We start from the raw sequence: 12154 nt of genomic DNA on the forward strand, positions 1-12154 counted from the left end.
TTTCTTAAATAAAGCTTTAAAAATTACATTTGTTAAATGTCTCGCTTAAAAACGTAGTACCCAGTGTAATCGCTGGATTATACTTTAACCTTTAAGCAGGCACTATTTTTACAGAAACAACCACTATGACTCACCTAGTAGCCAAAATAAAAGAACTTGCACAAACCTTTGCACCCGATACTGTGCAGGTGCGCCGCCATATACACGCCAACCCCGAATTAAGCTTTGAAGAGTATAACACGGCCGCTTATGTGAAGCAGGTGCTGGAGCAGTATGGCATTGCCGCTGAAAGAATGGCTACCACAGGCTTGGTTGCGCTTATCAAAGGGAAAAATCCTGAAAAGAAAACCATCGCCCTGCGTGCTGACCTGGATGCCTTACCTATAGTGGAGGCAAATGAGGTAGAGTATAAATCCAAAAATGAAGGCGTGATGCATGCCTGCGGACACGATGTGCATACTGCTTCGCTGCTGGGTGTGGCACGTATACTTCAGGAAATGCGCGAAGAGTTTGAGGGTACTATAAAATTAGTTTTCCAGCCGGGAGAGGAGAAGTTTCCGGGTGGTGCCTCTATTATGATAAAAGAAGGCGTGTTGCAGAACCCGGCACCTGCTGGTATTATAGGGCAGCATGTGTTTCCGATGCTGCCTGCAGGTAAAGTAGGCTTTAAGTCTGGGATGTACATGGCTAGCGCCGACGAGATCTACATTACGGTAAAAGGCAAAGGGGGGCATGCGGCCTTGCCGGAAATGAATATAGACCCTGTGCTGATTTCGGCACACCTGATTGTGGCGCTGCAGCAGATCGTGAGCCGCCATGCCAGCCCTAAAGTACCGTCGGTACTGTCGTTTGGTAAAGTAGAGGCCAGGGGGGCTACCAATGTTATTCCGAATGAGGTAAAGATAGAAGGCACTTTCCGGACGATGAACGAAGTATGGCGCAAAGAAGCACACCAGAAAATTAAAAAGCTGGCAGAAGGACTTTGCGAAAGTATGGGCGGTAGTTGCGATATCGACATTAAAAATGGCTACCCATACTTGAAGAACGATCCGGAACTAACAGCTATCGCACGCACAGCAGCAGCGGACTATCTGGGAGAGGAAAATGTAGTAGACCTGGACTTGTGGATGGGGGCAGAAGACTTTGCCTATTACTCCCAGGAAGTGCCAGCCTGCTTTTACCGTCTCGGCACCAGAAACGATGAGCGCGGCATAACATCAGGAGTGCACACACCTACGTTTGATATTGATGAGGCTGCACTAGAAACAGGCATAGGCTTGATGACTTACATTGCCCTGCAAGAGCTAAAAGAAGTATAACAACATAGTGCGTTGTAAACCCTTAAGTAAAGAACCCATGAAAAAGCTATACTTTATACTTTTGCTGTTGCTGCCTGCTCTTACCCAGGGGCAAAGCAAAGTCACTGCCCCAACCGCTATCTGGCCCGAACTGCAGGTTAATTATGGATTAGGCGAAAGCGGACTGCTTTTCTTCCGGAACCAGTACCGCATTAATACTGATGGAGATTACAACGATTTAAATGAATCAGGAGTGCTTAGCACCTTTGAGCGTGTTGAGTTGAGCCTGGGGTACGAGCAAACCTTCACAGACCATTGGAGAGGTGGAGCCATACTTCGTTATGCCGCCGAAGACTTTCCGAAGATGGTATTTTATACTTTGTTTTTGCGGCACAATGGCAACCTGGGCAGTTTATACTTTAACAAGCAGCTTATAGCAGAGTATACCGACCAGGAAGAGCGCGATGCGTTTGGCAGGTTCAGGGGGATGGCCGAGCTGGGCAGGCGCTTGCCGCTTAAAAACAAATTTATTACGCCAAGTATAAGCTATGAGGCCATGGTGATTTCTTCTTTAGGTAAAAAGGACCAGGGCAACACACAAGAAAGAACCATAGACCGCACACGGCTGCGTGTAAGCTTAAACTATGAGCTAACAGAGAAGCTGCGACTGAACCCATACTTTATGCGCCAGACAGATTATTACTATGTGTTGGTATCTCCGGAGTACAATGAGCAGGGACAGCTGGTAAAAGACGGCTACACCACCAAGCGCAATCGCGTATCTCCGGTATTTGGCTTGGAGGTTAAGTATAATATAAACAGAGCTGCTCAAACTGCCAGTATTACGTACTAAAACCAGCCTAACTGTCAATATTACAGTTCTTTAACTAAGTAAATGGTTATATTTGTGACATTATTTCGTGAAATAGAAGGATAAATCGAATGGTATAGTTTTTATACATAAGTAGCTGTAAACAAATTGTAAAACATTAAAAGGTATACAGCTATGGCACTAAATAAATATAATGGCATGCAGGAAAGTATGCCAGGTTCATTTAGCTCAATGCTAGACAGGTTTTTTAACGAATCAGTTAATGCTAAGAACTTCTCTGGTTTTACGCCGCACGTAGATGCCTGCGAAACTGAGAAAAGCTACGATATTGAAATTGCTTTACCAGGTGTTAAGAAAGAAGACATCAGCATTGATTTCCAGGAGGGCAGGCTAACGATAAGCGGCGAACGCAAACTGGAGAGAAAAGAGGAAGGCAGACGCTACCATATGATGGAAACACAATATGGCGCTTTTAGCAGAACCTTTTACCTGCCGGATAAAGTAAACCCGGACAAGATATCTGCCCACTTGGAAGATGGCGTGCTGCTAGTAACGGTGCCGAAAGATGAACACAAAACCATGAAACGGCAGATAAGTATCTCTACTTCCGGTGAGGGGAAAAAGAGGACCTCTGAAGAGAATGCGCCACAGCAAAAGCTGGAAACTGCCGCCGCAAACGGAAAGGCCAAAAAAGCGTAACTGAAGATTTTTTTTAAAAGAGGCCAAGATAGTTTGGCCTCTTTTTTGTTATTTAGGTATGTGTTGGATTTATACTTATCAGTATACCAGATACTATCGTATATAATATAGCGTTACCCTTATAAGTATAGCTAAACCTTAATATTCTGAATAAAGCTTAACATACTAAAACTAATCATATGAGAACGAAACAGTTTATCGTTGGCTTAACGCTATCTGCCATGTTAGGTGGCGGTGTTGCCGTTGGTAGCTATAAGCTGCTGGAAGACGAAGCAACTACCACTAACGCTGATAGAGTTGAGCAGTACCCAACGGTGCGCTACACCAGCAGCATGAATAGCAGCAATGTAGAAGCACCTGCTGGTTTAAATTTTGTTAAGGCTGCCCAGGTTTCAACCCCGGCTGTTGTACACGTAATGACAGAATATAGCCCGAATGTAGCGAGCCGTAGCAGCAGCCCGATGGATCCTTTCCTGAGAGAGTTTTTCGGAGACGGGTTTGGCCAGCGTGTGCCGCGTGGCCCACAGGTTGGTTCAGGCTCGGGTGTGATCATCGCGTCTGATGGCTACATTATCACCAACAACCACGTAATTGCAGAAGCCTCTAAAATTGAAGTAGTAATGGACGATAAGCGTAAGTTCGAAGCAACGCTTGTCGGTACAGACCCAACTACAGATATCGCCCTTTTAAAAGTTAATGCCGATAAACTGCCAACTATACGCTACGGTAACTCTGATGAGCTACAGGTAGGAGAGTGGGTATTGGCAGTAGGCAACCCGATGAACCTTACCTCCACGGTAACAGCTGGTATTGTGAGTGCGAAAGGCCGTAACATTAACATCCTGCGCACAAACCAGAACAAGGATTTAAGTATAGAGTCATTTATCCAGACAGATGCTGCTGTAAACCCAGGTAACTCGGGTGGCGCCTTGGTAAACCTGAACGGTGACCTGGTGGGTATCAATACTGCCATTGCTTCACAAACCGGATCTTTTGCTGGTTACTCTTTTGCCGTGCCTTCTTCTATTGTAAGCAAGGTGGTAGATGACCTGATAAAGTATGGCGAAGTACAGCGTGCTTTGCTTGGTGCTACCATACAGGAAATAGACGCTACGTTCGCAAAAGAAAATAACATCAAAACACTTAACGGGGTTTACATTGCCGGTGTAGAAGAAAAGAGTGGAGCCCAGGAGGCAGGTCTTAAAACCGGTGACGTGATTACAGCTGTAAATGGCGTGAAAGTTGGTAAATCTTCTCAGTTGTTGGAGCAGATTGCACGTTACCGCCCTGGCGATAAGGTAAAGGTAGAGTATCTGCGTGATGGCAAGGACCGAAATGCCACAGTAACGCTTAAGAACCTGAACAACAGTACAGAGATTGTAAAGCGAAGCAATGCAAAATCAGTATCGTTTGACGGGGCTACTTTTGAAGCCGTAAGCAAGCAGGAAATGAACAGACTAGGCATTGACGGTGGAGCGAAAATAAGCGATGTCAGAAACAGCAAGTTCCGCGAAACAGGCATGAAAGATGGGTTTATCATTACACGTATAGATAAATATAGTGTAAACGAGCCGGCAGATGTTGAAAAACTCCTGAAGAACATTGACAGCGGTGTCGTATACATCGAGGGTGTTTACCCAGACGGACTTAAAGCTTATTACCCGATAGGTAAAGGGTAATAATTGCCAACTATAGTAACAGAAAGCTTCTGCAATCTTGCAGAAGCTTTTTTATTTTTTAGATTTGTAAAGAGTACCTTCTAAAACATAAAGTAAAACTGATGAAACAAACCATAGATGAACTTCCGCTGAACAAGGAATTAGTAGATGTACTGCACCAGCTAGGTATAAAAGAGCATAACCCGGCTTACAGCACCGGCCTTAACTGGGGTGGCCAGGATAATAAAAACACGCGTGCCATACATTCTCCTGCCGATGGCAACCTGATTGCTAACGTAAGTATGGCAACCACCGAAGATTACAACCATGTAGTAAATACAGCAGCAGAGGCTTTTAAAGTATGGCGCAAAACACCATCGCCAAAGCGTGGCGAAATTGTACGCCAGATCGGCGAAAAACTGCGTGAGTACAAAGAACCACTAGGCAAGCTGGTGAGCTACGAGATGGGCAAAATACTGCAGGAAGGCTTAGGCGAAGTGCAGGAGATGATCGATATCTGTGACTTTGCAGTTGGCTTGTCGCGGCAGTTGCATGGCTATACCATGCACTCAGAGCGCCCGCAGCACCGTATGTACGAGCAGTACCACCCGTTAGGTATAGTTGGGGTAATTTCTGCCTTTAACTTCCCGGTAGCAGTCTGGAGCTGGAATGCAATGTTAGCAGCCGTTTGTGGTGATGTTGTCATCTGGAAGCCATCAGAAAAGACACCACTTACCGGTATTGCCTGCCAGCATATCATACGTGAGGTTTTAGCCGAAAACGAACTGCCTGAAGGAGTGTTTAACCTGATTATCGGCGATGCCGAGATTGGTAGCCTGATGAGCCATGACAACCGCATACCTTTGGTGTCTGCGACAGGCTCTACGCGTATGGGTAAAAAAGTAGGCGAGGCAGTAGGTGCACGTTTAGGTAAATCGCTTTTAGAGCTTGGCGGCAACAACGCCATTATACTTACCGAGCATGCCGATGTGGAAATGGCTTTACGAGCAATTGTGTTCGGAGCTGTAGGTACATGCGGCCAGCGCTGCACCTCTACACGCCGCCTGATTATTCATGAAAACGTATACGAGCAGGTAAAAGAGCGCTTGCTTAAAATATACCCGAACCTGCCGATAGGCCACCCACTTGATAGCACTACCCTGGTGGGCCCGCTTATTGATAAAGATGCTGTTGATGCGTTTACAAATGCCTTGCAGAAGGTGCAACAGGAGGGCGGTAAGTTACTTACTGGCGGAGATATACTTAGCGGAGCAGGCTATGAAACCGGAACGTATGTTACTCCTGCCATTGTAGAAGCTGAGAACCATTACGAAATGGTGCAGGAAGAAACGTTTGCCCCAATTTTATACTTGATAAAGTATAGCGGTGACATCGAAAATGCAATTGAGCTACAGAATGGTGTGCGCCAAGGCTTATCATCAGCCATTTTCTCTACCAACTTGCTTGAAACAGAGGCATTCCTGAGCCATTGGGGATCTGACTGCGGTATTGCAAACGTAAACATTGGTACGTCGGGTGCCGAAATCGGAGGTGCCTTTGGTGGCGAGAAAGACACAGGAGGAGGCCGCGAATCTGGTTCTGATGCCTGGAGGATTTACATGCGCCGCCAGACCAATACTATCAACTACAGCCGCGAATTACCATTAGCGCAGGGCATCAAATTTGATATCATGGACTAAGTATAAATCATACTTAGAATTAAAAGCCAGCTCTTTTACGGGGCTGGCTTTTTTGTTTGGCAGCACCCTGGCTGGTAGGCTTACGATTAAGCAAGTAAAACTCCTTTTTTGGCTCTGACTGCTATCGATAGCACAAGCTTTTATCATTCTTCAACTAAGGGAAAAGAAGCATATACTTTAGTTAAATCCTGGAAATATTAAATATCATCCTGATAAAATCAGTAAATTAAAATATTAGAAAAATTTTGCAACTTCATGCAACCTACGCCTCCTGCCCTTGTCTTTAGTGCAGAAGTTGGATAAATAGAAGGGGGCATTATTGAGAAGCAGGATAAGATAAAAGCAAAACGTTAAATCGACGTAATTTGGAAACCATCAGCTACCAGGACGTTAACAGCCATGTTATAGACAAGTGCAGGGAAGGCGACAATCGTGCGCAGTACGAGCTGTATAAGCTGTATTCCAAAGCTATGTTTAACGTGAGCATGCGCATCACCAACGATTACGCAGAGGCAGAGGATGTGCTGCAGGAAGCTTTTATTAGTGCCTTCAAAAATTTACATACTTTCAAAGGCGAGGCATCTTTTGGCAGCTGGCTGAAAAGAATTGTAGTAAACGCTGCCATTAACGCCATCCGGAAGCGAAGGTCTGAATTAGTGCCTATGGACGAAAGAACCATAGTAGACATAGCCGACGAGCAATACGAAGACGATGCTGAGTGGAAAGTGGAGAAAGTAAGGAAAGCCATTATGAAACTACCGGACGGCTACAGAGTGGTGCTGAGTTTATACTTGCTGGAAGGCTTTGACCATGCTGAGGTAGGCGAGATACTGGGAATAACAGAGTCAACGTCTAAATCGCAGTACAGCCGCGCTAAAAAGAAGTTGCTGGAGATTATGAAAGAACCACAGTTTGCAGTTTGATCATAGACAAGAATACATGAGGAGAAATATACCATGGAAGATAGATTAAAGAATTTTGTGAGCGAACACCGCGATGAGTTTGATGTGTTCGAGCCTCGTCCGGAGCTTTGGCAAAGCATATGCCAGCAGACGCAGGCCCCTCGCAAAGAGGCGAAGGTGATTAACATTAAGTTTGGGGAGCGGGCCAGCTTTATGGCTGATATGCTGTTTATGCGTATTGCGGCAGCGGTTGTGCTGTTGCTGGGCTGCGGCCTGACGCTGGTTATGATGAAGCAAAACACACCAGATACTGGTAACGTGCTGGCAGCCTCGCAACAAAAGGTAATAAGCAACATCGCCCCTGAAATTGTAGAGGTAGAGGCATACTATGTGAGCCAGATAGAAGAAAAGAAAAGCGAGTTGACCGAGTACGATAAGAAAGTGCTTGGCCTGGGCGAGCAGCAGGAGATAGACCGTGAATTGGCCCGGCTGGACAGCAGCTACCTGCAACTAAAAAAGCAACTATACACTACCCCAAATACCGAAGAAATTGTTGAGGCCATGGTCCAGAACCTGCAGATACGGATCGAGGTGCTTAACAGACAGCTGGAAGTACTCCAGCGCATCAAGAAAATGGAAAGAACCATTAACTCTGAACTTAAAGAAAATGAAACTACGAATATTTAATGCTGTTTGCTGCCTTACACTCTTATCTGCAGTAGTGCCCGGCAAAGCGCTGGCACAGGACACTAAACCCACTACATGCCCGGATCAAAACATAAGCCTTCGCTTTAACATGGATGGTCTGGCCTCACTTTCTGAATTGTCGTCACTTGCAGACCTTGCAGATCTTTCGAGCCTTGCAGATTTGGCAGAGCTGGAGGACATACCAGAGCTGATGAAGCTATCGGATATCGCGCAGGAACTGGAAGGATTGCATAATGACTTAATACTGGACCAAACCGGTGAGTCAACAATAATCATCAATCAGGATGCCGATGCAGCCTATGATACTGAAAAGCGCAAAACCTTTGACAAGACCTATAACGTTAGCAACTCCGACGCCTTAAGTATAGAAAATAAGTTCGGGAGCGTGCAGGTAAACACCTGGGCTAAAAACGAGATAAGGGTTAAAGTAGATATTATTGCAAGAGCCTCTAACGAGAACAAAGCACAGGAAATCCTGAACAACATTAATGTTGTAGATGGCCGTAGTGACAACACAATTTCTGTAGTTACCAAAATGGAGCCAATGCGCATTTCAGGTAACACAAGTAAGAGCTTCGAGATAAACTACACCATCTACATGCCCGAAAGCAACGCGCTGGCTGTAAAGAACAGCTTTGGAGATGTAACGCTGGCAGCTCTAAAGGGCAAAACGGATATATCAGTAAAGTATGGCTCCCTGAAAAGTGCAAGGCTAAGCAATGCCGATAATAAAGTGAAATTAGCATACAGCTCCGGCACTTGTGCTTTTATTAACGGCGGCAACGTGGATGTAGCTTACTCAAGTATGGATATAGGCAATACAAATGGCTTATGGGGCTCGTCGAAGTTTAGCGATTTTAAAATTAACAGCCTGAGAGATGAGTTAGGCCTGGAAGTGAAATTTGGAACATTTAAAGTAGATAATGTAGAGAAGAACGTACGTAAGATTGCATTAGACAGCAGCTACACACCTATTTCATTAAAATTTGAAGATAACTCCGCTTTTAACTTTGATGTAAATGTAAGCTTTGCAGATTTTAAAGTGGATAAGTCGCTGGTTAATATTACATCCCTTGAAAAAGGCCATACCTCAGCAGAATATAAAGGCCGATACGGTGGATCCGCTGGAAAAGGCTCTGTAAGTATAAGCTCAAAGTATGGCGAGGTAAAGTTTACAAAGTAAGTGTTTGTGATTATTTGTAAAAGGTGAAGAGGACCGGCAATTGCTGGTCCTTTTTGTTTACAAAACGTAATCTACAGGCCGAGCTTTGGTGAGTAGCGTAATACTTAGAAGTATGAGCGCGCGCAGTAAAAAAAACAAAGTATAGCCTCTGATACTTTAACCTTACATAAGCTAGTAGGAAGCATATTTGAGCGTAGCAGTTTAGCTTAAAGTATAAATTAAGTAGATTTGAGTAATCTTGATTAACAGGTTATAGTATAAAGCTATCTCTAACAAACACGACGCATGGCAACAGATAACAAGGAATTACTGAACTCATCAAAAGCACCTGAGCCTGTAGGGCTGTACCCACATGCACGTCGGGTGGGTAATCTTCTTTTTTTATCAGGAGTAGGCCCCAGAGAGCGCGGCACCAAAAAGATACCTGGCGTAGAGTTAGACAATAATGGAAACATCGCGTCTTATGACATCGAAAAGCAATGCCACTCGGTGTTCCAGAACGTGCGTTACATTTTAGAAGATGCCGGCTCGAGTTGGGATAACCTGGTGGACGTAACCGTATTCCTGACAAACATGAAAGATGACTTTGCCGCCTACAATAAACTTTACGCCGAGTATTTTAAAGATAACCAGCCTTGCCGCACAACAGTAGAGATAAACAAGCTGCCCACACCCATTGCCATAGAGCTAAAGTGCATTGCCACCATCGATACACCAGCCAAAGGTTAAGTATAAAACTTTCGTATTTTGAGTAACAACAGAGAATCTCTTTATAGGCAGCGTGCCGAAGCGCTGGCTGAACAAGAAAAGCGCGCAGCAACCAAGTCGAGGTGGGTATCGTGGCTGCGCGTGGCGGTATTTGCAGCAGGGGTAGCAACAGCTTACTATTTGTTTAGCACAGGCAACTATACGGCAGGCGCTGTCTCTATACTTGTGTTTTACATCCTGTTTATACTTGTAATGCGCTGGCATAGTACCCTGGATTTTACGTACCAGCAATTTGTGTTGCTGCGCAAGATAAACGAAGAAGAAACAGACAGGCTGCACGGCAAGCTAAATGCCTTCGATGGTGGCAATTCTTTTATTGACGGCCATCATCCATATACTTCTGATCTGGATATCTTCGGACAAAATTCCTTGTTCCAGCTCATAAACAGGTCTGTTACAAGTATAGGTAAACTAAGGCTGGCAGAATGGCTGAGTGCCGCCGCTCCGGCACCTGTTATACTTCAGCGGCAACAAGCTATAGCCGAGTTAGCTTCCGATAGGCAATTAGATTGGCTGCAGGAATTACTAGCGCTTCCCCGCCACTTCAAACATGATGAAGCCTCTGCAGCCGGCTTTATACATTGGTTTGCCGATAAGTCATTCTACAAACAACATGGCTGGCTGAAGTTACTGGTTTTCATACTTCCTGTACTTACGCTTGCAGCCATTGCAGCCTGGGCTTATGGTACTGTTTCTGGTTACATACCCACCGTATTTCTTGCTGTGCAGTACCTTATCGGGCACAAGTATAGAGTAGAGCGCGACGACTATTATGATAAAAGTATAGGCATTTACGAAGCCATGCGCAGCTATACCAAGCAGTTGCAGCACTTGGAGCAAAAGCAGTTTTCATCAGAAGTGCTTCAGCAGCTGCAGGCAAGGTTACAGCAGTCCGGTACCAAAGGGTCTGTTGTTATTCATAAACTGGCCAACATCATCGATTTCTTTTCGTGGCGGTTAAGTACGCTTATGTCGTTTTTCCTGAACACCATGCTGATGTGGGATTTTGTATGGATGTACAGGCTGGAGAACTGGCGCGATAAATACCTGCCGCAACTAGAGGAAATGCTTGAAGCGCTTGGCGATATGGAGGCGCTGGCAAGTATAGCAGCCTTTCAGCACGCACATCCACATTACGCTATTCCTTTGCTGTCAGAGCAGCCCTTCGAGTTAAATGTTCAGGAACTGGCCCATCCGCTTATTTTTTCAGTTACGCCAGTAGCCAACAATTTTGCAATGCAAGGTGCAGGTAAAACAATGGTGGTAACAGGCTCTAATATGTCGGGTAAAACTACATTTCTGCGCACGGTGGGTATAAATATGGTAATGGCCCAGATGGGGGCCCCTGTTTGTGCTGCAAGTATGGTGATGGCTCCGGCACAAGTATATACTGCCATGCGCACCGCCGATAATCTTTCTGAGAATACTTCTTCGTTCTATGCAGAGTTAAAGCGCTTGCGTATGCTCTTAGAGCTAACAGAGCAAGGACAGCCAGTATTTTACTTCTTAGATGAGATACTGAAAGGAACCAACTCCCGCGATCGCCACGCAGGCGCTATGGCCCTTATACGGCAACTGCATAAGCGCAACGCTTCTGGCTTCATCTCCACCCACGATCTGGAATTAGGTGCAATGGAGCAGGAATTACCAGGCAGCGTATCTAACTACAGTTTTAACAGCGACATTATAGCTGATGAAATAAAGTTTGATTATAAACTACGTCAGGGTATTTGCCGTAGCTTTAACGCTAGCAAGTTAATGCAGCTAATGGGCATCGAGATAGAGGAGCAGGTCTAGTTTTTGGCAAAAGAATTTTCTGAGGCAGTACCCCGTTTGTCATTTCGAACGCTAGTGAGAAATCTGGAATATTTCGGAACTGTGAAAGTAGCCAGCACTCTCACATACGTTCGGAATAACAGCTTTCTTTTTAATTCCTCTCCACGGAGGGCAGGGGTGAGTTAATCGACATCCAAAATTACACTTTAACACAATTAACTAAATAGAACCATGAGAGTAGTAGCAGATATACCAAACCCACACGTTAAAATAACCTTGCATTCCTATAACGGCAAGTATATTTTAAAGCTTGAGAAGGCTAACCTGGAGCAAATCTATAAAATAGAGGAAACTGAAGTAAACGGTGATGATGGCATCAAAGCTCTGATTGATGAGGAGTTTATCGAAGCCGTACTTAACCGTTTTCAGGATATGCGTGATGCTTTTGTAAGTACGATTAGGAGGAATGAGTAAGGGTTGGTTTTTACCATCAACCGGAATTAAGCCTAAAACAAAAAAGCCCCTGATCTCTCAGGGGCTTTTTTGTTTATACTGTCCTGTCCTGAAATAGGTTGACACCAACATCAACCTTATATGGAAAAACTGACAGCGAAAAAAGGCAAGCGTACC

General features: G+C 44.9%; 11 protein-coding genes. All 11 read left to right on the forward strand.

All coding sequences use genetic code 11. From position 1 onward, the window contains the following. The first annotated feature begins 125 nt into the window (after positions 1–125). The 11 genes from Q1A23_RS10515 to Q1A23_RS10565 all read left to right on the forward strand — a co-directional run bounded on the left by Q1A23_RS10515 (position 126) and on the right by Q1A23_RS10565 (position 11998). Positions 126–1319, forward strand: a complete 1194-nt coding sequence (locus tag Q1A23_RS10515) for a M20 family metallopeptidase (protein ID WP_299822914.1) — start codon at positions 126–128, stop codon at positions 1317–1319. Between the two features lie 37 nt (positions 1320–1356). After that, entirely contained in the window at positions 1357–2151 is a 795-nt protein-coding gene (locus Q1A23_RS10520) for a DUF2490 domain-containing protein (RefSeq protein ID WP_299822917.1), read from the forward strand. A gap of 153 nt (positions 2152–2304) precedes the next feature. Beyond that, positions 2305–2829 carry an Hsp20/alpha crystallin family protein gene (locus Q1A23_RS10525; RefSeq protein WP_299822920.1) on the forward strand — a complete coding sequence of 175 codons (525 nt, stop codon included), beginning with the start codon at positions 2305–2307 and terminating at the stop codon, positions 2827–2829. 179 nt (positions 2830–3008) lie between these two features. Beyond that, positions 3009–4508, forward strand: a complete 1500-nt coding sequence (locus tag Q1A23_RS10530) for a Do family serine endopeptidase (RefSeq protein WP_299822923.1) — start codon at positions 3009–3011, stop codon at positions 4506–4508. 101 nt (positions 4509–4609) lie between these two features. Next, positions 4610–6187, forward strand: a complete 1578-nt coding sequence (locus tag Q1A23_RS10535) for an aldehyde dehydrogenase family protein (RefSeq protein ID WP_299822926.1) — start codon at positions 4610–4612, stop codon at positions 6185–6187. Between the two features lie 365 nt (positions 6188–6552). Then, positions 6553–7110, forward strand: a complete 558-nt coding sequence (locus tag Q1A23_RS10540; protein ID WP_299822929.1) for a sigma-70 family RNA polymerase sigma factor — start codon at positions 6553–6555, stop codon at positions 7108–7110. A gap of 33 nt (positions 7111–7143) precedes the next feature. Further along, positions 7144–7776 carry a hypothetical protein gene (locus tag Q1A23_RS10545; protein ID WP_299822932.1) on the forward strand — a complete coding sequence of 211 codons (633 nt, stop codon included), beginning with the start codon at positions 7144–7146 and terminating at the stop codon, positions 7774–7776. Next, a complete protein-coding gene (locus tag Q1A23_RS10550) occupies positions 7757–8980 on the forward strand; it encodes a hypothetical protein (protein WP_299822934.1) in 1224 nt (407 codons plus the stop codon). Before Q1A23_RS10545 ends, Q1A23_RS10550 begins: the two co-directional genes overlap by 20 nt. A 285-nt stretch (positions 8981–9265) precedes the next feature. Beyond that, on the forward strand, positions 9266–9709 hold the full coding sequence (locus Q1A23_RS10555) for a RidA family protein (RefSeq protein ID WP_299822937.1): 444 nt from the start codon (positions 9266–9268) through the stop codon (positions 9707–9709). A gap of 18 nt (positions 9710–9727) precedes the next feature. Further along, a complete protein-coding gene (locus tag Q1A23_RS10560; RefSeq protein WP_299822939.1) occupies positions 9728–11545 on the forward strand; it encodes a MutS family DNA mismatch repair protein in 1818 nt (605 codons plus the stop codon). Positions 11546–11755: 210 nt separating this feature from the next. After that, complete coding sequence (locus Q1A23_RS10565; RefSeq protein ID WP_299822942.1) at positions 11756–11998, forward strand: hypothetical protein; 243 nt, start codon at positions 11756–11758, stop codon at positions 11996–11998. The last annotated feature ends 156 nt before the right edge of the window (positions 11999–12154 follow it).

The organism is uncultured Pontibacter sp., assembly GCF_947492645.1.
Classification (GTDB): Bacteria; Bacteroidota; Bacteroidia; order Cytophagales; family Hymenobacteraceae; genus Pontibacter.